This window comes from Phytohabitans flavus, assembly GCF_011764545.1.
Classification (GTDB): domain Bacteria; phylum Actinomycetota; class Actinomycetes; order Mycobacteriales; family Micromonosporaceae; genus Phytohabitans; species Phytohabitans flavus.
Map to the genome: position 1 here is coordinate 3,706,479 of NZ_AP022870.1, position 20,977 is coordinate 3,727,455.

The 20,977-nt window shown below is 72.9% G+C and carries 17 protein-coding genes and 3 pseudogenes; 6 read left to right on the forward strand and 14 right to left on the reverse strand.

What is annotated here, in order from left to right; all coding sequences use genetic code 11:
• Window positions 1-8: 8 nt before the first annotated feature.
• The 3 genes from Pflav_RS16110 to Pflav_RS16120 form a co-directional block, all read right to left on the reverse strand.
• Window positions 9-548, reverse strand: a complete 540-nt coding sequence (locus Pflav_RS16110; RefSeq protein ID WP_232071477.1) for an RNA polymerase sigma factor — start codon at window positions 546-548, stop codon at window positions 9-11.
• Between the two features lie 266 nt (window positions 549-814).
• Entirely contained in the window at window positions 815-1,570 is a 756-nt protein-coding gene (locus Pflav_RS16115; protein WP_173036905.1) for a class I SAM-dependent methyltransferase, read from the reverse strand.
• A gap of 59 nt (window positions 1,571-1,629) precedes the next feature.
• Window positions 1,630-1,932, reverse strand: a complete 303-nt coding sequence (locus Pflav_RS16120; RefSeq protein ID WP_173036906.1) for a metal-sensitive transcriptional regulator — start codon at window positions 1,930-1,932, stop codon at window positions 1,630-1,632.
• A 63-nt stretch (window positions 1,933-1,995) separates the two neighbouring features.
• Between Pflav_RS16120 and Pflav_RS16125 the strand changes: the two are divergent.
• Window positions 1,996-3,998: pseudogene (locus Pflav_RS16125) on the forward strand (copper-translocating P-type ATPase).
• A gap of 58 nt (window positions 3,999-4,056) precedes the next feature.
• On the opposite strand, the gene Pflav_RS16130 reads toward Pflav_RS16125, so the two are convergent.
• From Pflav_RS16130 to Pflav_RS49300, 3 genes and pseudogenes are all read right to left on the reverse strand, one after another.
• Window positions 4,057-4,797 carry an ABC transporter permease gene (locus tag Pflav_RS16130; protein ID WP_232071478.1) on the reverse strand — a complete coding sequence of 247 codons (741 nt, stop codon included), beginning with the start codon at window positions 4,795-4,797 and terminating at the stop codon, window positions 4,057-4,059.
• Window positions 4,797-5,758 (reverse strand): annotated as a pseudogene (locus Pflav_RS16135) (ATP-binding cassette domain-containing protein). The gene Pflav_RS16130 and the pseudogene Pflav_RS16135 overlap by 1 nt, the downstream one beginning before the upstream one ends.
• Before the next feature lie 2,022 nt (window positions 5,759-7,780).
• Window positions 7,781-8,935: pseudogene (locus Pflav_RS49300) on the reverse strand (BTAD domain-containing putative transcriptional regulator); the annotation flags it as partial.
• A gap of 101 nt (window positions 8,936-9,036) precedes the next feature.
• On the opposite strand from Pflav_RS49300, the gene Pflav_RS16145 reads away from it, so the two are divergent.
• Complete coding sequence (locus Pflav_RS16145; RefSeq protein WP_269474624.1) at window positions 9,037-10,281, forward strand: MFS transporter; 1,245 nt, start codon at window positions 9,037-9,039, stop codon at window positions 10,279-10,281.
• A gap of 3 nt (window positions 10,282-10,284) precedes the next feature.
• On the opposite strand, the gene Pflav_RS16150 is transcribed toward Pflav_RS16145, so the two are convergent.
• The 3 genes from Pflav_RS16150 to Pflav_RS16160 form a co-directional block, all read right to left on the reverse strand.
• The gene (locus Pflav_RS16150; protein WP_173036908.1) at window positions 10,285-10,473 is read right to left on the reverse strand and encodes a hypothetical protein; all 189 of its coding nucleotides are present in this window, start codon (window positions 10,471-10,473) and stop codon (window positions 10,285-10,287) included.
• A gap of 57 nt (window positions 10,474-10,530) precedes the next feature.
• Window positions 10,531-11,016: a methylated-DNA--[protein]-cysteine S-methyltransferase gene (locus Pflav_RS16155; protein WP_173036909.1), complete on the reverse strand. Its 486-nt coding sequence runs from the start codon at window positions 11,014-11,016 to the stop codon at window positions 10,531-10,533.
• A 122-nt stretch (window positions 11,017-11,138) separates the two neighbouring features.
• Window positions 11,139-12,605, reverse strand: coding sequence for a family 43 glycosylhydrolase (locus Pflav_RS16160; RefSeq protein WP_173036910.1), 1,467 nt, complete (start codon window positions 12,603-12,605; stop codon window positions 11,139-11,141).
• A gap of 244 nt (window positions 12,606-12,849) precedes the next feature.
• Here Pflav_RS16160 and Pflav_RS16165 point away from each other — a divergent pair, with 244 nt between their 5' ends.
• Together Pflav_RS16165 and Pflav_RS16170 are read left to right on the forward strand one after the other, a co-directional pair.
• Entirely contained in the window at window positions 12,850-13,506 is a 657-nt protein-coding gene (locus Pflav_RS16165) for a response regulator transcription factor (protein ID WP_173036911.1), read from the forward strand.
• Window positions 13,507-13,594: 88 nt separating this feature from the next.
• Complete coding sequence (locus Pflav_RS16170) at window positions 13,595-15,025, forward strand: sensor histidine kinase (protein ID WP_173036912.1); 1,431 nt, start codon at window positions 13,595-13,597, stop codon at window positions 15,023-15,025.
• On the opposite strand, the gene Pflav_RS16175 is transcribed toward Pflav_RS16170, so the two are convergent.
• Window positions 15,015-15,935: a TAXI family TRAP transporter solute-binding subunit gene (locus tag Pflav_RS16175; protein ID WP_269474510.1), complete on the reverse strand. Its 921-nt coding sequence runs from the start codon at window positions 15,933-15,935 to the stop codon at window positions 15,015-15,017. The genes Pflav_RS16170 and Pflav_RS16175 overlap by 11 nt on opposite strands.
• 202 nt (window positions 15,936-16,137) lie before the next feature.
• Here Pflav_RS16175 and Pflav_RS16180 point away from each other — a divergent pair, with 202 nt between their 5' ends.
• Window positions 16,138-16,872 carry a hypothetical protein gene (locus Pflav_RS16180; protein ID WP_180201265.1) on the forward strand — a complete coding sequence of 245 codons (735 nt, stop codon included), beginning with the start codon at window positions 16,138-16,140 and terminating at the stop codon, window positions 16,870-16,872.
• Between the two features lie 170 nt (window positions 16,873-17,042).
• Here Pflav_RS16180 and Pflav_RS16185 read toward each other — a convergent pair whose 3' ends face one another.
• The 4 genes from Pflav_RS16185 to Pflav_RS16200 all read right to left on the reverse strand — a co-directional run bounded on the left by Pflav_RS16185 (window position 17,043) and on the right by Pflav_RS16200 (window position 19,999).
• A complete protein-coding gene (locus tag Pflav_RS16185; protein WP_173036913.1) occupies window positions 17,043-17,720 on the reverse strand; it encodes a class I SAM-dependent methyltransferase in 678 nt (225 codons plus the stop codon).
• 58 nt (window positions 17,721-17,778) lie between these two features.
• A complete protein-coding gene (locus Pflav_RS16190) occupies window positions 17,779-18,228 on the reverse strand; it encodes an ATP-binding protein (RefSeq protein ID WP_173036914.1) in 450 nt (149 codons plus the stop codon).
• Entirely contained in the window at window positions 18,215-19,078 is an 864-nt protein-coding gene (locus Pflav_RS16195; RefSeq protein ID WP_173036915.1) for an MEDS domain-containing protein, read from the reverse strand. The genes Pflav_RS16190 and Pflav_RS16195 overlap by 14 nt, the downstream gene beginning before the upstream one ends.
• A gap of 66 nt (window positions 19,079-19,144) precedes the next feature.
• Window positions 19,145-19,999, reverse strand: a complete 855-nt coding sequence (locus tag Pflav_RS16200) for an oxidoreductase (RefSeq protein ID WP_173036916.1) — start codon at window positions 19,997-19,999, stop codon at window positions 19,145-19,147.
• Window positions 20,000-20,080: 81 nt separating this feature from the next.
• On the opposite strand from Pflav_RS16200, the gene Pflav_RS16205 reads away from it, so the two are divergent.
• Window positions 20,081-20,968, forward strand: coding sequence for a LysR family transcriptional regulator (locus tag Pflav_RS16205; RefSeq protein WP_173036917.1), 888 nt, complete (start codon window positions 20,081-20,083; stop codon window positions 20,966-20,968).
• Window positions 20,969-20,977: the final 9 nt, after the last annotated feature.

The window sequence follows — 20,977 nt, forward strand, 5'->3', positions numbered from 1 at the left end:
CGGCCTCCTCAAACGCTTCCCGCTGATGGGGCCTCGAACGGATGCGCCCCGGTCAGCATGATCTTGCGAAGGTTGTCGAGGCAGCGGCGCCGCGTCGGGCCGATGCCGCCGATCGGCATGTCGAGCGCCTCGGAGATCTCCGCGTACGACGGTGCGGGGTCGGCCATCAGCATCCGCAGCAGCGACTGGCAGCGCGGCCCCATCCTCTTGAACGCCCGCCACAGCGCGGCGTCCCGCTCTTGCAGCAGCAGCGCCTCGTCGAGCGCGGCCGTGTCGCCGGCCAGCTGGTCCCAGCCCTCGGCGGCCACCACCCGCGCGCGGCGCCGCAGCACCGCCAGGCACTCCCGCCGCATCGTGGTCGCCAGCCAGGAGCCGACCCGCCCCGGGTCACGCAGCCCGTCGAGCGCCTCCACCAGCCGCAGCCACGTGGTCTGCACCGCGTCGGCCGCGTCCGCCTCGCTCAGCCGCATGCCCCGCGCCACCGACCAGAGCAGGCTCACGTACCGATCGGTCAGCGCCACCCACGCCTCGTTGTCGCCATCCCGCACTCGCTCCACGAGATCGCGTGCATCCGCCTCCGCCAATGGGTCCATCCCGTCCCCCGGATCGCCGGCCCCATTCTCGCGAACGGCCTGGCAGCACGTCCACGACGCGCCCCGGGACGGTGCTGATTTGACGGGATCGACGTTGGCATCACGCGGACATGAGCGGTTCACACGTCCCGCTGATACACGCGGTCCGGTAATTGATCGCTGGCGCGTGTCCGTTTCGTTCAGACCAGGGCTGTTTTAGGCCTTAAGACGCTGGCTGGGCCTTACGACGCTGGCTTCCGCGCCTCGATGAGGAAGCGGCGGCTGTACGCCACGAATGCCCCCTCGGCGTGGATCCGGTCGTGCATCGCCCGGAGCTTGTCGCGGTACGCCTCGACGGTGAACCCGGGCACGGTCCAGATCACCTTGCGCAGGAAATGCACGACCGCGCCGATGTCGAAGAACTCCGCCCGCAGCGTCGCCTCCCGCAGGTCGACCACGCTCAGCCCGGCCGCCTCCGCCGCGGCGACCGTCCGGCCCGTCTCACGGGCGGGGTTCGCCGGCACGGGTCCCATCATCGCCTCGGTCAGCTCGCGCATTGTGCCGCTGCCGACCTGCTGCGACAGGAACGAACCGCCGGGCCGCAGCACCCGCGCGATCTCGTCCCACCGGGTGAGCACCGGGTGACGGCTCACCACCAGGTCGAACGACTCCGCCGGAAACGGCAGCTCAGCGTCGTCCGCCACCTCGTACACCGTCCCGCCCAGCGGCGCCAGGTTGCGCCGGGCCACCTCGACGTTGGGCGGCCACGACTCGGTGGCCGCGAGGCGCGGCGGCGCCGTGGGGATGGTGGCGAGCACCTCCCCGCCGCCGGTCTGGACGTCGAGGCCCGCCTCCACGGTGGACATGCGGCCGCCGATCAGCCGCGCGTACCCCCAGGGTGGCCGCTCCTCCGTCGCCCGCCCGGCGAACCAGGAGAAGTCCCAACCCTCGACGGGCGCGGCCGCCCCTTCGTCGACAAGCTCTTCGAATGTGGACACGCTCCCAGCCTGCCGATCTCCGCTGGGCGGCGCCTCCCAATTTCTCACGAGCGGATCTTCTACGAGCGGACCAGCCTGGCGATCGCGTCGGAGGCCTCGCGGATCTTCTCGTCGGCCTCGGCGCCACCGGCCTGGGCCGCCTGGGCCACGCAGTGGCTGAGGTGCTCTTCGAGCAGTCCGAGCGCGACCGACTGGAGTGCCTTCGTCATCGCTGACACCTGGGTCAGGATGTCGATGCAGTACTTCTCCTCCTCGACCATGCGCTGGAGCCCGCGCGCCTGGCCCTCGATGCGGCGCAGCCGCTTGAGGTAGTCGTCCTTCTGGTGGATATATCCGTGTTGTGCCTGTGCGGTGTCGTCCATCTCATCCTCTCCCGGCCTCCCATCGTACTCGCGCCACATACCCTAGGGGGGTATAGTACAGCCATGGACCACAGCCAGCACCACGAACACGGCCACGAGCATGGGCAGGGTCACGACAAGCACGCGGGTCACGACCCGGAGATGTTCCGGCGGAAGTTCTGGCTGAGCCTGGCACTGACCGTCCCGGTGGTGCTGACCAGCGAGATGGTGATGGACTGGTTTGGGTACACGCTGGATTTCCCCGGCGTCGACCTGGTCGGCCCGGTCCTGGGCTCGGTCATCTTCTTCTACGGCGGCTGGCCCTTCCTGGTCGGCGGCGTGCGGGAGGTCCGCGACCGCGCCCCCGGCATGATGCTGCTGATCTCGATGGCGATCACCGTGGCGTACGCCGCCTCGATCCTCACCGCGCTCGGCGCGTTCGACCTGGACTTCTGGTGGGAGCTGGCCGCCCTTGTCACGATCATGCTGCTCGGCCACTGGCAGGAGATGAAGGCGATCGGCCAGGCCCAGGGCGCCCTGTCCGCCCTCGCCGCGCTGCTGCCCGACGAGGCCGAGCTGGTGACCGGCGAAAGGGTTCCGACCACCTCGCTCAAGCAGGGCGACGTGGTCCTGGTCCGCTCCGGCGGTCGCGTCCCGGCCGACGGCCGCATTGTCGAGGGCGCCGCCGAGCTGGACGAGTCGATGATCACCGGCGAGTCCCGGCCGGTACCGCGCCAGCCCGGTGACCGCGTTGTCGCCGGTACCGTCGCCACCGACTCCGCGATCCGGGTCCGGGTCGACGCGGTCGGTGACGACACCGCCCTGGCCGGCATCCAGCGCCTTGTCGCCCAGGCCCAGGCGAGCGCCGGCCGGGCCCAGGTGCTGGCCGACCGGTTCGCCGCGATGCTCTTCTACATCGCCACCGCGACCGGCGTGGTCACGTTCGCCGCCTGGTGGGTCACCGGCGACCTGGGCGAGGCCGTCGTCCGTACCGTGACGGTCCTCGTCATCGCCTGCCCGCACGCGCTCGGCCTGGCCATCCCGCTGGTCATCGCGCTGTCGACGGCGGTCTCCGCGCGGGCCGGCATCCTGGTCAAGGACCGCCTCGCCCTGGAGCGGATGCGCACGGTCGACGCCGTCCTCTTCGACAAGACCGGCACCCTCACCAAGGGCGCCCACAAGGTCACCGGCGTCGCGGGCGGCCCGGACGTGCTCCGCCTCGCCGCCGGTGTCGAGGCCGACAGCGAACACCCCTGGCCAAGGCCATCGTCGCGGCGGCGGAAGACCCCGCTCCCGCGACCGACTTCCGCTCGCTGACCGGCCGCGGCGTCCGCGCCACGATCGGCGGCATCGGGTACGCGGTGGGCGGCCCCGCCCTGCTCCGGGAGCTCGGGGCCGAGGTCCCGGACGGCCTGGCGGAGCAGGCGGAGGAGTGGTCGAGCCGCGGCGCCGCAGTCCTCCACCTGGTCCGCCTGGACGGGAGCGGCGGCCCAGAGGTGATCGGCGCGCTCGCCCTCGAGGACGAGGTACGCCCGGAAGCCCGCGACGCGATCGCCCAACTCCGCCGCGAGGGCGTCCGGAAGATCGCGATGATCACCGGCGACGCCAAGGCCGTGGCCGAGTCGGTCGGCGCGGACCTGGGCCTGGACGAGGTCTTCGCCGAAGTGCTCCCCGCCGACAAGGACGACGCGGTGGCCGACCTCCAGAAGCGCGGCCACACCGTGGCGATGGTCGGCGACGGCGTCAACGACGCACCCGCCCTGGCCCGTGCCGACGTCGGCATCGCGATCGGCGCCGGCACGGACGTGGCGATCGAGTCCGCCGGCGTGGTGCTCGCCTCGTCCGACCCCCGCGGCGTCACCGGGGTGATCCGGCTGTCCCGCGCCTCGTACCGCAAGATGGTCCAGAACCTCGCCTGGGCGGCCGGCTACAACGTCATCGCCCTCCCACTCGCGGCGGGCGTGCTCGCCTGGGCCGGCTTCACGCTGAGCCCGGCGATCGGCGCGGTACTGATGAGCGGCTCGACCATCGTGGTCGCCCTCAACGCCCAGCTCCTGCGCCGCGTAGACCTAACCCCCACCCACTGACCCGGTCAGCGGCTCAGGCGCTTGTAGCGGCGTACCGCGAGCGGCGCGAAGATCGCGATCAGCAGTACCGGCCAGACGATCGCCAGCAGCAGCGGATGCTGTGCCACCCACGAGTCGCCGCCGGTGCCCGGGTTGCCGAAGAGGTCGCGGCTGGCCGCCACCGTCGCGGAGAGCGGGTTCCAGGACGAGATCGTGCCGAGCCAGTCCGGCATGAGGTCGGGGCGACGAAGACGTTGGAGAGCGCGGTCAGTGGGAACGCCACCGGAAACACCACCACGGCCACCGTGTCGGGGTTGGGCACGATCAGTCCGAAGTAGATTCCCACCCAGGTCAGCGCGAACCGCAACAGCAGTATCAGCCCCACCGCGGCGAGCGCGTCCAGGACGCCGTCGCGCCACTGCCAGCCCACCAGCAGTCCACACACGACAAGCGTCGCCATCTCCAGCAGCGCGCGAAGCAGGTCGGCGCCGCTGCGGCCGACGAGCAGCGCGGAGCGGGCCATGTCGATCGAGCGGAAGCGGTCCACCACGCCCCGGTTCACGTCCACGGCGACCCCCGTTGCGGTGGCGCCCAGGCCATACAGCATCGTCATGACGAAGACGCCGGGCAGCAGGTACTCGCGGTAGTTGCCGCCGTCGGGGACGGACATGCCGCTGCCGAAGACGTACCCGAAGACGAGCACGAACATGATCGGCAGGCTGAAGTAGATGACGATCTCCTCCGGCGCGCGGACCACGTGCGCCATGTTGCGGCGGGTCATCGTCCACCCGTCCGCGAGGGCCCAGCGCAGCGACGCCATCACGCCACCGCCGGGATGGAACGGTGGCCGGTGATCTGGAGGAACGCCTCGTCCAGCGTCGGGCGGCGTACCCCGATGTCCTCGACCGTGATCCCCTCGGCCTGGAGCGACCGCATCACCTCGCCGAGCGCTGCGACCCGGTCGGCGACCGGCGCGCTCACCTTGCGCCAGTCGGGGTCGACGTCGGGGGCGAGGCGGTGGCCTGGCCGACGAGCCGCGCCGCCGCGCCCAGGTCCGCCGCGTCCCGCACGACCACCTCGATGCGGTCCGCGCCGATCTTCCGCTTCAGCTCGTCGGAGGTACCTTCGGCCACCACCCGCCCGTGGTCGACCACCGAGATGCGGTCGGCGAGCTGGTCGGCCTCCTCCAGGTACTGCGTGGTGAGCAGCACCGTGGTCCCGCCGGCGACAAGCTCGCGCACCGCGTCCCACAGCTGGTTGCGGCTGCGCGGGTCGAGGCCGGTGGTCGGTTCGTCGAGGAAGAGCACCCGCGGCGTACGGATGAGGCTGGCCGCCAGGTCGAGGCGGCGCCGCATGCCGCCGGAGTAGTCCTTGGCCGACTTGTCCGCCGCCTCGACAAGCCCGAACCGCTCCAGCAGCTCGTCCGCCCGCCGCTTCGCCGCGCGGGGGCGCAGGTGGTGGAGGCGGCCGAAGAGCACGAGGTTCTGGCGGCCGGAGAGGATGTCGTCGACCGCCGCGTACTGGCCGGTGAGGCCGATCGCGGCGCGCACCTGGGCGGGTTCGCGGGACACGTCGTGCCCGGCGACGAACGCGCGCCCGCCGTCGAACCGCAGCAGTGTGGAGAGGACCCGCACGGCGGTGGTCTTACCGGCGCCGTTCGGGCCCAGGATGCCGCACACGGTGCCGGGCGGCACGGTGAGGTCGAAGCCGTCGAGGGCGGTGGTCGCGCCGTACCGCTTGCGCAGGTCCTCGGCCACCACCGCGGGGGTCTGGGTCGTCATGTCGACCAAGGTGGCGGGCGGCGCTGACCGCTCACGCACCGCCGGCTGACAGCACCGTAAGCGCCTCGCCGCGCGGTAGGGCCGCGCCGCGTTCGAAGGCGGCGGGGTCCTCGGCGCGGGCCCGCGCCTCGTCCAGGGGCAGCGCCTCCAGCACCACCGCCGCGCCCAGCAGCAGCGAGCCGTCACGAGGGTCGGAGAGCGCGACAAGGCCGTCGATCGCGTCGGCCAGCGTCGGCATCGCGCGGATGCCGGCGGTCGCGGCCACCGCCCGGCGGTACCACTCCCGGGCGGCCGCCTCGTCCCCTCGGCCTGCGCGATCCGGCCGTGCGCCACGAGCACGCCGAAGCGGGTCGCGTCCGCGCTGAACCACCCGCTCGGGCACTCAGCGAGCGCCTCCTCGCACCACCGCCGGGCCCCGGCCAGGTCGCCCCGGGCGCGGGCCACCTCGGCCAGCCCCAGGTGCGCGGCGGCGACCATCTCGGGTGCGCCGGAGCGCCGGGCGTACACCGCGGACTGCTCGTAGTCGGCGCGCGCCGCGTCCAGCTCGCCGGCGGCGACCCGGCCGTCACCGCGGGTACGCAGCAGCTCGGCCATGTCGACCGTCGAGCCCAGCTCCGAGGCGAGCCACAGCGCCTCGTCCATCGGCGCGACCGCCGCCGCGTGGTCGCCCCGCCCGACCGCGAACTCGGCCGTGGCCGCCAGCGCCAGGATCATGCCCCACCGCTCGCCGATCGCCCGGAACCCGGCGAGCCCGGTCGCGATCTCCCGCTCCGCCTCGTCGGCCCGCTGGCTGAAGAGCTGGAGGAGGCCCGCGCCGATCGAACCCAGCGCGTGGATCCACGGGTCGTCCCCGAAGATCGGCCCCCACCGCTCGACCATCTCCGGAAACGTGAGCGGGCCCTCGCTCGGCGGCCCGGTGGCCATCGCCGAGACGTACAGCAGGAACGGCTGCCGAGGCGGCCGCCCCAGCGCCGGGATGAGCTGCTCGGTCGCCCACGGCCGCATCGAGAGGTCGGCGGCGCCGCCGAAGTGGGCGGTGATCGCGCAGATCGCGTACTCCTCGAGAAGGTCCTCGGGCGGCTCCTCGCCGACCACGGTGAGCAGGCGCGCGGCGAGCGTGGCCCCCTCGGTGCGCAGGCCGCGCAGCCACCAGTAGAACGACAGCGCGGAGAGCAGGCGCAGCGCGGTCGGCGGGTCGTCGTCGATCGAGCGGGCGAGGGCGGCGCGGAGGTCGTCCCGCTCGGCGTCGAGGCGGCGCAGCCACTCCAACTGCTCGGCGCGGCGCAGGTGCGGGTCGGCCTCGCGGGCCAGGTCGAGGTAGTACGCGGCGTGCGCGCCGCGCACCTGGACGTCGTCCGGGCTCTCCGCGAGCCGCTCGGCGCAGAAGGCGCGCACGGTCTCCAGCATCCGGTACCGCCCACCAGCTCCCCCGCTCGCTTCGGCCCCGGATGCCGGCTCGATTCGGGCCACGACGAGCGACTTGTCGACGAGGCTGGCGAGGACGTCGATGTCGGCGCCGCAGACCCGTTCGGCGGCGGGGAGGGTGGCGCCACCGGCGAAGACGGTCAGCCGCCGGGCGAGCCGCCGTTCGGCCTCGTCGAGCAGGTCCCAGCTCCACTCCACGACCGCGCGGAGGGTCTGGTGGCGGGGCTGCGCCGCGCGGCTGCCACGGTTGAGCAGCCGAAAGCGATCGTCGAGACGGGCCGCGACGTCCGCGACCGGCAGGGCCCGCAGGCGCGCGGCGGCCAGCTCGATGGCGAGAGGCAACCCGTCGAGGGTACGCACGATGCGCAGCACATCGTCCACATTGGAGGCATCGATCGCGAACCCGGGTACGGCGTCGGCCGCCCGGTCGGCGAAGAGCCGCACGGCGGGGTACGTGGCGGTGTCGTCCGGGGGCTCGTCCGGCGGCACGGCCAGCCCGAAGACGGGGCACAGCGCCTCGCCGGTGATGCCCAGCGGCTCGCGGCTCGTGGCCAACACCCGTACGCCTGGCGCGGCGGCGAGGATGCGCGCGGCGAGCCGGGCCGCCTCGGCGACGACATGCTCGCAGTTGTCGAGCACGATGAGCAGCCGCCGGTCGGCGAGCGCCGCGACAAGCCGCTGCGCCGCGTCACGTGGGTCGGCCGGACCGCGCAGGCTGGCTTCGCGCAGGTCGAGCGCGCTGAGCACCGCGCGCGCCACGTCACCCTCGTCGCTGCGCTCGCCGGCCTGGGGGCCGTGCTGACCGCGGTCGCCGGCCCGGGGGTGGAGGCCGGCCAGCTCGACGAAGCACACCTCGCCGTCCTGCCGCCCGGCCGCCTCGACCGCCAGCCGCGTCTTGCCGGCGCCGCCCGGCCCGTGCAGCGTGACAAGCCGCGCCTCGCCGAGCAGCTTCCCCACGCGGCGCAGCTCCTCCTCGCGCCCGACGAAGCTGGTCAGCTGCCCCGGCAGCCCCGGCGGCCGGGCCACCTCGTCGCGCAGGATGGCGACGTGCAGCGCGGCCATCTCCGGCGACGGGTCGGTGCCCAGCTCGTCGGCGAAGACCTGGCGCGCGTCCTCGTACGCGGAAAGGGCCTCGGCGGGGCGCCCCGCCCCGTACAGCGCGCGCATGAGCAGCGCCCGCGGCCGCTCCCGCAGCGGCTCCGCGCCGACCAGGTCACGCAGCTCGGCGATCAGCTGCCCGGACGCCGCGCCCAGCCCCAGCTCCGCTTCGACCCGGTCCTCCACAGCGGTGAGCCGCAGCTCCTCCAGGCGCGCCGCCCGCCCGGCCGCGTGCGGCGCGTCGGCCAGCGCCGGCCCCCGCCACAGCGCCAGGGCCTCCCGCAGCGCGGCGACCGCCCCGGCGAGGTCCCCCACGCCCAGCGCCCGCTGCCCGTCCGCCGCGAGCCGCGCGAACCGGTGCGCGTCCACGTCATCCGGCGCCACCGCGAGCCGGTACCCGCTGGGGTGGAACTCGATCGGCGCGTACTCCCCCAGCGCCTGCCGCAGCCGCGACACCTGCGACTGGAGCGCGTTGGCGGCCCCGGCCGGCGGGCTGTCGCCGTAAAGGCCGTCGATCAGGCGCTCGGCCGGCACGATCCGGCCCGCGTCGAGCAGCAGGAGCACGAGCAGCGCGCGGGCACGCGGCCCACCGACGGGCACCTCGACCCCGCCGGCGCCGAGCACCTGTACCGCCCCGAGCACCCCGTACCGCACGGGTCCATCCTCCCCACACCGCTGCGCTCACCGCGAACGCGGGCCTGGTCGGGGCCGCTCCCGTGGCAGCATCCGGCGCGGGTCGTGTTTAAGATCGACTCATATCTACGACGTCCGCTCGCCCCGCCGCCGCGTCGTCGCTCCGGGGCAACCGCCGCTTCGGCGCGTTCTGGGCGTCGCAGATGCTCTCCGTCTTCGGCGACTCCTTCTCGCAGCTGGCGGTGCCGCTGCTGGTACTGGACCTGACCGACTCGGTCGCCAAGGCCGGGCTGCTCACCGGCATCATCGGCACGACCAACGTGCTGACCGGCCTCTTCGCCGGATTGATCGTCGACCGGGTAAACCGTTCCCGGCTGCTGGTCGGCTGCGACCTGGCCCGGATGGCGCTGCTCGCGGTGATCCCGGTCGTCGCGTTCACCGCCGGCTCGCCGCCGGTCTGGCTGCTTTTCGTCCTGCTCCCGCTGGCTTCGGCGTTCGGGATGTGCTTCCAGGTCGCGGCCGTCGCCGCGGTGCGCAGCATGGTCAGTGCCGAGGAGGTGACCAAGGCCAACGGCCGGCTCTTCGCCGGCACCGCCTTGGCGTCGCTGGTCGGCCCGGCCGCGGCCGGTGCGATCTCCGGATGGGTCGGTCCTTCGGGCGCGATCGCCGTCGATGCCGCGACCTTCGGACTCTCCGCGGCGTTGCTCCTGCTGGTACGCCTGCCGGCGCTCGCCGCCACGGACGGCACCGGCGAGGGTCGCACCCGGCCGTGGGACGAGTTCCTGGCCGGTGCCCGCTTCCTGCTCCGCCACCCGGTGCTGCGGCCGCTGACCGGCCTGCTGACCGCGTTCATCCTGCTCACGTACGGCGTCGACGACGTCGTCGTGTACCACCTGCGCAACGGTCTCGGCCAGCCGGACGGCACGATCGGCCTGGTCCTGATGGCCGGCGCGGCTGGCACGGTCACCGGTTCGCTGGTCGTGGCCGCGCTCCGCAAGCGGTTCGGCTTCGGCGCCTGCTGGATCGGCTCGGTGGCCGTCGGCGGCACGGCGGTGGCCGGCCTGAGCCTGACCGGCGGCCCCGTCGACGTCGCCGTGCTGATGGGGATCTACTTTTGCTGCATGAGCATCGGCGGCATCTGCTCGATGTCGCTGCGGCAGGAGGTCACCCCCGACCACCTGCTCGGCCGGGTCACCTCGGCGTTCTGGACCATCCACTTCTCGCTCGGCGGGCTCGGCGCGGCAGGGCTGACCTGGCTGGCCCAGCGCCACGGCGCGCCGCTCGCGTTCGCGCTCGCCGGCGTCGGCACCTTGGCGGTGGCGGCGACCGCGCTGTTCACTCCCGTACGCCAGGCCCGCCCGAAATAGCCCCTAGTAGGGGTAGACGTCGAGGGTGTTGTCGTCCTTGACCAGGTCGAAGTGGGCGTCGCCGTCGAGGTCGTACGACAGGCGGTCGACCTGGGTGTCGTGGCCCATGCCGTCGTGATCGAGGTCGTGACGCACCAGGTCGATCAGCCTGTCATGGTCGGTGTCCCAGGCCGGAACGTCGAATTCCGTCATGCGGCCAACGCTAGGAAAGCGCGTGTCCGGTGATATCCCCGAAACGTGCCACGTGGGCTAAAAGAGGGCGGTTTGCAGGGCGCCCTCGACGGTGAGTAGGTGGCGTTTGGCGGGCAGGCCGCCGGCGTACCCGGTCAGCGCACCGTCCGCGCCCACGACCCGGTGGCAGGGGCGGACGACGAGCAGCGGGTTGGCCCCGACCGCGGCGGCCACCGCGCGGATGCGGTCGCGGGGTGCGCCGACCCGCTCGGCCAGCGCGCCGTACGTCAGCGTGCGGCCATACGGGATCTCGTCCAGCGCGGCCCACACCCGCTCCTGGAACGGTGTGCCGGCGGTCCGGACCGGCAGGTCGAAGCCGTACCGCTCGCCGGCGAGGTAGGCGCGCAGCTGCCCGGCCGCGTCAGTGAGAGGGGCGGGGCCAGCCCCCACCTGGCGCCACGACGGGTCGGGCCGGCCGAACGAGACGCGGGTCAGCGCCCCGTCCGAGGCCGCCAGCAGCAGCGTTCCTACGGGCGTGTCGATGGTCGTGAACACAGTGGACATGACCCAAATCTGCCCCCGTACGGGCCGCGATGCTGGCGGGATTCGGACATCGCGATTGCCCTGAGGGATCCGCCGCGCTGAGGCGTGGCCCCGGGGCCGCGCCGCCCCGGGGCCACGCACAATCAGGACGCCGGCTCGCCGGACGGCACGGCGAGCTGCGTGCCGAGCGCGACCGGGGTGCCGAAGTTCGGCGTGCCGTCCGCGTTCCAGGTGAACTTCTGGGCCCTCGTCGACCGGTTGATGTCACACCCGCCGCTGGCCGAGCTGTTGGCGTGGTACACGATCCAGTCCTCGGTACCGTCCGGCGACTTGAAGAAGCCGTTGTGCCCCGGCCCGTACACCCCGTTGGCGTTGCTGCGCTGGAAGACCGGGTTCGGGAACTTCCGCCACGAGGACGAGTTGAGCGGGTCACCGCCGATGTACTCCAGCATGCCCAGCTTGTAGTCCGGCGTGGAGCAGTGCGAGGCCGAGTACACGATGAACGTGCGCCCGTTGCGCTGCAACACCTCGCCGCCCTCGGCGACCGCGCCGCCGACCGTCTCCCACGACAGCGTCGGCGTGGTCAGGGTCCGCCGGGTGCCGCTCGCCGTCCACGGGTTGCTCAGCGGCCGGATGAACATCGGCTGCGACCCGTTGTAGAACGTCCCCAGTAGATAGAGGTTGCCGTTCAGCTGGAGGATCCCGGGGTCCAGCTCCCATGTGTTGTCCGAGACCGGGTCGAGCAGGTCGGCCTTGAACGTGTACGGGCCCATCGGGTCCAGCCCGGCGCTCTCCAGCACGTGGATCCGTTGCGTACCCAGGTTGAACGGCTCCCGCCCAGCGGTGTAGTAGAAGTACCAGCGGCGCCCGCTCGGCCCGTCCAGCAGGTGGAACTCCGGCGCCCACATCGTGCCCGCACCGTTCGGCCGGGTCAGCGTGAACAGCAGCGTGTCCGGCGCGGTCGCCAGCCCGCCGAGCGTGCGCGAGCGGCGCATGGTGATCGTGTTGTTCCACGTCGTGGTGGCCAGGTAGTAGTAGCCGTCGTAGTACGTGAGCCACGGGTCCGGGCCGCGCGTCTTGATCGGGTTGGTGAACGTGCGCGTGCCGGTACCCCCGTCGGTGTATCCGGGCAGCCGCCACAGGCGCGCGGCGGCCGTGGTGCACGGCAGCTGGACGAGCCGGCCGTCGGTCGCCGGGGCGACGCACTTGTTCGAGTGGGTGGCGACGACCTGGAACGCGCCGCCGGTCTGCGTGAGCCGGAACCGCTGGTTGGTCCCGGTGTGGCAGGCGTACTGGATGACCGTCGCGTTGTCGGCGGTCGACGCGCCGCTCACGTCGACGCAGCTACCAGCGGTGAGCGTGCGGATCGTGTACGTGGCGGCCATGCCGGCCACCGGTGTGAACGTGAACGTCTGCCGCGCGCCAGCGCCACAGGCGGCCTGCGCGAGCTGGAGGGCACTTGTGGCGGCGCCGCCGGGCACCTCGGCACAGGTACCGGCGCTGTGGTTGACGATCGTGCTGTTGAACGTGACCTCGGCGGACGCCGGCGTCGCGGGTACGACGATCCCGGCGACCAGGACAGCGAGAAAGATGGCGGACAAGCGGGGCACTCGACATCACATCCCATCCAGGATGGTGGATCGCCCGGCTAGTCGGCTGCACTGTATCCGATGCGAAGGTCACTGCGAAAGTGCCGGCAAGTTATCTTCCCGTTACCATGCGGGCCCGAGCCGAAAAGCCGCAGTAGTCTAGCGTGACGCAAAGGCTCAGGTCGGTGCGCACCAGCCGGAAACATCCATGGGCTACATTCCGGCCGGTTGGGAAGGGCGCATGGCGGGCGATGGGCGGAAGCCGATGCGGATACTGCTCGTGGAGGACGATCGGCGGGTCACGGCCGTGATGATGTCGATGCTTCAGCGACGCGGTTACGAGGTGGAGCACGCCGCCACCGCCACCGCCGCGCTGGCCGCTGCCCCCTGTGACCTCGTGCTGCTCGACCTCAACCTGCCTGACGGCGACGGCGTCGACGTGTGCCGTACGCTCCGCGCCCGCAGCGAGCACCTCGGCATCATCGCGGTGACCGCGCGGGCCGAGGAGCGCGACCGGGTCACCGGCCTGCGGATGGGCGCCGACGACTACGTGGTCAAGCCGTTCTCGATGGCCGAGCTCCAGGCGCGGATCGAGGCGCTGCTGCGGCGCGCGGCCCGCAGCGTGCCGCCACGCGAGGCGGTGGAGATCGGGGAGCTGAGGATCGACCACGCGGCCCGCACGGTGCAGCTGCGTGGGCGGGCGGTGGCGCTGACCCGCAAGGAGTTCGACATCCTCGCCTCGCTGGCCCGCCAGCCCGGCGTCGCGGTGACCCGCGAGCGGATCTTGCTCGACGTCTGGCAAACCACCTGGTCCGGCCGCCACACACTTGAGGTGCACGTCGCATCGCTGCGGGCCAAGCTCGACGAGCCCAACCTGGTGCAGACGGTTCGCGGCGTGGGCTACCGTCTGCGCACCGACTGACTCTGGGATTGGGGCAGGGCACACCGTGAGCGCGAGGAGTGAGGGAGCCCTAGCGACCGAGCCCCGCAGTCTCGAACAGAGGTAGGAAATGCGTCGTCGACTCGTGAGTACGTACGTGCTGCTGCTCTGCATGGTGCTGCTCGCGCTCGAGGTGCCGCTGGCGGTGTCGCTCACCAACCGCGAGACCCAGCGGGTGCTGGCCGACCGCCTCGCCGACGCGACCCGCTTCGCCGCGCTCGCCGCGCCCGCGCTGCGCAGCAACGAGCTCGACGCGGTCAAGGCGGAGCTACAGCGCTACTACGACCTGTACGGGATCGCGTCCGTCCTGCTCGACCAGGACGCGCAGACGAAGAGCGTCTTCGGCGGGCCGCTGCCCGACAACGAGCGGCTGAATCCGGCGATCCGGGGCGCGCTCGCCGGCCGCCAGGTGGGTACCCCGGCGACGCTGTGGCCGTGGCACGAGCAGCAGCTGATCGTGGCGGTACCGGTCAACGACGGTGGCGCTGTCCTCGGTACCGTCGTCACGATCTCACCCACGAGCCGCAGCCGGCGCGTGGTGATCTCGTCGTGGCTCGAGCTCGGCCTGCTCGGCCTGCTCGCGGTCGCCGCCTGCGTGGTCACCGCGCTGCGGATGGCCGGCTGGGTGCTGCGGCCGGTCACCCGCCTTGACGCGGTCGCGCACGAGATCGCCGCCGGCGACAGCGGCGCGCGGGTGCAGCCCGAGCACGGCCCGCCAGAGCTGAGACGGATGTCGGCCAGCTTCAACGAGATGGCCGACGCGGTCGCCGAAGCGCTCGAACGGCAGCGGTCGTTCGTCGCGCACGCCAGCCACCAGCTGCGCAACCCGCTCACCGTCCTGCGGCTGCGGGTCGAAGACCTCGGCACCAAGCTGATCGACGACGACCTGGCCCGCGCCGACCACGGGATCGCGCTGGCCGAGACCGACCGCCTGGCCAGCGTGCTCGACGGCCTGCTCGCGCTCGCCCGCGCCGAGCGGGGGCAGAAGCAGTTCGAGGTCGTCGACGCGGTGGAGGTCGCCCTCAACCGGTGGCTGGCGTGGCGGCCGATGACCGAGCGTCGCGGCATCGACCTGGTCACCCTCGTTCCGGACCAGCCGTTGTACGCGCGGCACGTGGCCACCGCGCTCGACCAGTCGCTGGACGCGCTCGTGGACAACGCGCTGAAATTCACGCCGACCGGTGGGCGCGTCGAGATCGAGGTCGCCGCCCGGGACGACGGCGTCGAGGTGGTCGTACGCGACAACGGCTGCGGCATGACCGAGGAGCAGTGCCAGCTCGCCACCGAGCGGTTCTGGCGGGCGCCCGACGCGCAGAACGTCGAGGGCGCCGGCCTCGGCCTGCCGATCGTGATGGTGCTGGTGGAGGCGTCCGGCGGGCGGTTCACGCTGGGCTCGGCCGACCCGCACGGGCTGGAGGCGCGGATGTGGTTTCCGGCCGGGCCGGCCCCCGCTCCCCTGCCGGCGCCGGCACCCACGCCGGCCGAGCGGCTTAAGGTTTGACCGACTTGAAGTACTCGGCGGCGCCCGGGTGCAGCGGTACCGGGAGCGTGGCCACCGCCGAGCGGACGTCGAGGTTTTCCGCGGCGGGGTGCGCGCGGGCCAGCACGTCACGCCGCTCCAGCAGCATGCGGGCGAGGTCGAACGCGAGGTCGTCGGCCATCTGGCGGGGCACGACGAGGAAGTTGGGCACCGCGATCGTGGCCACCGGCGGCAGCTGGTAGGCGGACACGGGCACGTCGCGCACCACGTACACGTCGCCGTACTGCTTGCGCATCGCCGTGACCGACTTCGACAGGTCGACGATCCGCTTGCCGGCGAGCTGCTTGATGCCGGAGACCGGGAGGCCGCCGGAGAAGAAGAACGCGTCGATCTCGCCGACCGCCAGGGCCTTGAGCGAGTCGTCCAGGTTTATCTCGACCTGGGTCAGTATCCCCGGCCCGACCAGTCCGGCGACCGTGAGCAGGCGCTTCACGGTAAAGCCGGTACCGGAGCCGCGGGCGCCTACCGACACCCGCTTGCCGCGCAGGTGTTCGAGCGACCTGATCGGGCTGTCGGCGCGCACGACGAGGTGCAGCAGGTCGTCGTAGACGCGGGCGAGGGCGGCGATCCGCGGGTCGGGCGTGGTGCCGCTGACCAGGATGTCGGCCTGCGTGAAGCCGATCTCCGCCTTGCTGTTGGTGATCAGCTGGACATTCTCCGCCGAGGCCGCGGTCACTATCGCGTCCGCGTCGGTCTCCGGCAGCTCCTGCTCGATGATGGCGGCCAGCGCGCTACCGACCGCGAAGTACACCGCGGTCCGGCTGCCGGTCGCGATACGGATCTGGCGCCGCTGCGGTGTGCCACCCATACAGCCGGTGAGCGTGACGGTGGCCAAGGCCGACAATCCGGTCAGCACGGTGCGGCGTGCCACATGGCGACGCCATAGAGGTGTCGTATGAGAGGTCACCCCGCGTCCCCGCCCACAGCGCAGCCCCCTAGACGATGCGGTCCTGATGCACTCTCGTGCACGCGGCCCGGTCCGCGCAAGTTTCCCTCAAGTCCTAACCGTGGGTGTACCGGCCGAACGGGCGGATCAGCGACCGTGATTGCGAGCCTATGAAAGGGGACAGACGATGATCGACGATCCGGTACGCACGGCACGGGTCCCGCTCGACGCCGTCGTCCCCGCGGACCTGCTGCCTGGCGCCTTCGAGGCCAGCTCCCTCATCCAGTGCACCGAGGTGAGCCGCGTGCCCGGCCGCCGCCGCCCCGAGTGGCGCGCCGTCGTGCCGGCGGCGCCGATGGCGCTGCCCGCGCTGGCCGAGTTCGACCACCAGGAGGCCGCCGTCCGCCTGGCCACGCTCCTCGACGACCTGGGCTTCACCGCGACCCACGAGGTCACCATCGGCGGCGGCCGCCGTCGCTACGAGGTGCACAGCGTGGTGGTACCACACGCGCAGCGCGAAGACGCCCTCCGCCTGCTGGCCGGGGCCTGGCGCCAGGGCCGCCGCGCCCTGCTCGGCACCGACCCGATCGGCTCCTCCTCACCCCGCAACGCCCAACGCGGCGTCCTGGCCCGCGCCGCCTGGCGGGCCGCACTGCTCGCGGGCGGCCGCCGACTCCGCGCCGACTTCCTCGGCGTACGCCTGGGCGACCAGGAGATGGCCGCGGTCCTGGTCCGCGCCGCACGCCTGCTGAACGTGACGGCCGGCGTCCTGACCCGCCCGGGCTGCCTGCTGGTCACGGTCTCCGATGTGGACGAACGCACCCGCGTCCTCCGCACCCTCCAGACGGCGTGCCCGGCCCCGGCGGCAAATCCGCCCCGCACGCGCACGCCGGCCCCGGTCCGCGTACCCGCCCTGGTCTAGGTACAGGCGAAGATCTGAGCTACCGCGATGCCCGTCGTGGTCCGGACCGCTGCTCCCGCGGCCTCACCCTCGGCGGCTCACAATCCAACCCGGCCCTTCGGCGCGGACGACCCCGCCGACTTTGTCGGCGCCGGACCTGGCCAGGGTTGCGCGCCCGCAGCCCTGGATGGTCAGGCGGGCGGTGCGGGCTTGAGGGCTAGCAGGCCCAATACGTCGGCTACGCCGCCGGGGCCTGCCTCGGCGGCGTGGACCAGGCGTAGGCCGGCGGCCGTTACGGCGTTCAGGAGGTCGGCCAGCGGGACGTGCCAGGCGCCGACCCTCGCGCGTACGCCCGACGGGTCCCAGGCGTCCGTGGTGTACGAGCGGTCCGCGTAGCGCTCGTCGACGAGTACCCGGGGGCGGTCGCTCCAGTTGGCGAACGCGCCCACGAAGCACGGATGTACTCCTATGTGGACGAACCGCCCGCCTGGCCGGAGCACGCGGGCCACCTCGCGCAGTACCGCGGCGTAGTCGGGCAGGTCGGTGTGGGCAAGCGCGCACGCCACCGCGGGCAGCGACCCCGTCGCCACCGGGAGTGCGGCCGCGTCGCCGACGGCTACCGGCATGCGGGCGGCGGCGTGGCGGAGCTGGCCGCGGGAGAGGTCGACGCCCAGCGGGGTCCACCCCAGCTCGCGCAGCGTCTCCGCGCGCACGCCGGTGCCGCAGCACAGGTCGAGGCAGGTGCCCTCGCCTGGCCCGAGCAGGTCGGCGAGGAGGTCGCCGCTGCGTCTCGTGTACGGCGCGGCCCTGCCGGAGACGTAGTCCTCGTACCAGTCGGCGTACGCGTCGTACGCGGCAACCACCGTCATCCCTGGATCGTATGGCGGCCCACGGGCGGCCAGCGGGCCTGAACGCTACGGGCGAACACTACGGGCGAACAGGGAACGCCGCGGTGACCGTCGCGCCCCTCGGGCTCGTGTGGACGTCGACGTGCTGGGACATCTGGCGGACCACCCAGAGGCCGCGGCCGCCGTACGCGGTCATCGGCACTCGCTCGCGCCCCGCGTCGCCGTCGGCCAGGCCCGGGCCCTTGTCGCTGACCTCGCAGTGGATGAGGTCGCCGTCGCGCCACAGGCGGAGGCGGCCGGTGCCGCCGCCGTGGCGGATCGCGTTGCTGGCCAGCTCGTTCGCGACCACCACGAGCTCCTCGACAAGCTCTTCGCCGGCGCCGAGATCAGTGGCGTGGGCGGCGACGGCGGCGCGCAGGGCGTAGAGGGCGTCCGCGTCGAAGCGCTGGTCGAGTGCGACCTCGCCGTCCGGCGGGGCCATCGGCAGGGCACCGTCCGGGTGGGTGGGACCGTTGTCACGGTCGACCATGTGCCAGCCTTATCCGGACCGCCGGCTGGTCAGGTACCCCGACCAGGTCCAGCACCTTGCGTACCGCCCGCCCGCACACGATCGCCATCGCCCGGCCGGGCTGGAGGCTCAGTGCGGCCTGGCCGAGCGCGGCGGCGGCCGCCGCGTCCATGAAGGTCAGGTGCGTGAGGTTGACGTGGATGTCACCGCCCAGCCGCAGCGCCTCGGCGAGCGCCTGGTTGAGCTCGGGCACCCGCCGGTAGTCGATCTCGCCGGCCAGCCGGATGCCGGGCGGCGCGTGCTGCCGGCAGATGCGCAGCAGCGGGTCCTCGTAGTAGACGGCGGCGGCCACCGCGCGGGGGTGCGCCTTCGCCGCGAACGCCAGCGTCACCTGGTCGAAGCTCTGCCGGTCGTACTGGCAGATGGCGGTCAGCCGCCCGTCGGCGAACAGGCCCGCCACCCGGGTCTCGAAGACGAGCAGCTCGTCGACCGCCGCGACCGGGCGGGTGGCCCAGCACATGTCGGCGGTCACCCGCAGCCCGGCGAACCCGTCGCGGTGCGCCGTCTCCAGCTCGCCGGAGAGCATCTCGATCATGTTGGTGGCGGAGGCCCGGCCGGCGGAGAGCCAGGCAGCGTCGTTGTCGCGGATCGCGAGCTGGCCGCCGTTGGCCGGCTTGACGTCCCGCTCGGCCAGCTCGTTGGCGACGTCCACCTGGCCGCCGACGTCGGTGAAGCAGATGACCTTTTGGCCCGCGCCGAGACCGTCGCGCACGAACGCGGCGACGATGTCCAGGCGTTCCTCCGCGTCCGAATAGGTCAGACACGCGTGGTCGCCGGGACGGAGGTCGTCCACTGATGCTGCACTGGCCATTGCGGCCCACCATAGACGACCTTGTGAGAACCCGCGCGGCGGCGACCTGGCTGTCGGTCGGAGCGGTCAGTCGAAGTCGGTGCCGCGGGCGACCGGCTCCCACCTCGCGAACTCGCTCTGATGGCGGGTGAGCGAGGCGCCGATCGCGTCCGCGGCGTCGTTGCCCAGCGCGAGCCGCAGCGGCGTCTCCGGTGCGTCCAGCGCGGCCAGGATCGCGGCCGCCGCCTTGGCCGGGTCGCCCGGCTGCTTGCCGTCCGCGCTCGGCAGATTGGTCCGGATCCCGCCCACGACCTCCTCGTACGCCGGCAGCGGCGCGGACAGCAGCAGCGCGTCGCCGCCGTTGAAGCTGGTCCGGAACGCGCCCGGCTCCACGATCATGACCTTGACGCCGAACCGGCCGACCTCCGCGGCCAGCGCCTCGGAGAGGCCCTCCAGGGCGAACTTCGTCGCGGAGTACGCACCCACGCCCGGGAACGACAGCCGCCCGCCCATGCTGCTCATCTGCACGATCGCCCCGGAGCCCTGCCGGCGCATGTGCGGCAGCACCACCCGGGTGAGCGCCGCCGGACCGAAGAAGTGCAGTTCCATGAGGTCGCGCAGCTCCCGTTCCGTGGTCTCCTCGACCGCACCCACGAGCCCGCGGCCGGCGTTGTTGACCAGGACGTCGACGCGCCCGTACCAGAGGACGACCTCGGCCACGACGGCCGCGACGCGCGCGGGGTCGGTGACGTCGAGGGCGCTCGCGACCGCACGGTCGGGGTACGCGGCGACAAGGTCGTCGAGCGCCGCGGGGCGGCGGGCGGTGGCCACGACGGTGTCGCCGGCGGCGAGCGCGGCCTCGGCGATGGCCCGGCCGAAGCCGGCGGAGGCACCGGTGACGAGCCAGACCCGGCCGGCGGCGGTGCGGTGTGCGTCAGTCATGCGTCCTTTATCGCGGCGGAAGTACGGCCTTGTCCAAGAAAGAAGATCGCCGGGTCGATAAAGCGCGTTTATCATCCGAGCGTGGAGCTGCGGCAGCTGCGGTACCTCGTGGCGATAAACGAGGCGGGCAATCTGGGACGCGCGGCCGAGCGGCTGTTCGTGAGCCAGCCCGCCCTCTCGTACGCGCTGCGCACGCTGGAGTCCGAGCTCGGCGTGCGCCTCTTCGACCGGCACGCCGCCGGGGTCACCGCCACCGCCGCCGGTCGGGACGTGGTGGCCGAGGCGAAGCGGGTGCTGCGCCAGGCCGACCGGCTCACCGCGGCGGCCGAGCGGCACAAGCGCGGCGAGTCGGGCGTGTTGCGCGTGGGGTTCGAGGCGAGCGGGGCGGGCGAGCTGACCACGCGGGCTCGGGCGGAGTTCGCGCGGCGGCACCCGGGCGTGCGGGTGGAGCCGAAGCGGTTCGACTGGGGCGGTGAGGTGGCCGCGCTGCGCGACGGCCTTGTCGACGTGGCGTTCGCCTGGCTGCCCGCGGACCTCGACGGCCTGCACGCCGAGGTGGTGCACACCGAGCCGCGCGTCGTCGGGCTGCCGACCGGGCACCGGCTCGCCGGGCGCACCGGCATCGGCATCCTCGAGGTGAACGACGAGCCTCTCATGTGGACGGAGCGGGCGCCGCGCGTCTGGGTGGACTGGTGGGCGGTCAACCCCCGCCCGGACGGCTCGGCGCCGAGGTGGGGCCCGACCAACGACAACGTCGAGGAGATGCTGGAACAGGTCGCCGAGGGCGTCGCGATCTGCTTCGCGCCGGCCAGCATGGCCCGGTACTACGCCCGCCCCGACCTGTCCTGGGTACCGCTCACCGACGTCGATCCGCTGCGGGTCGCCCTCGCGTGGGTAGCCGGTGCCGACACGCCGCTGGTTCGCGGCTTCGCTGGCGTGGTGCGGGAGCTGAGCGCACAAACGGGGTGATTCGCGGAT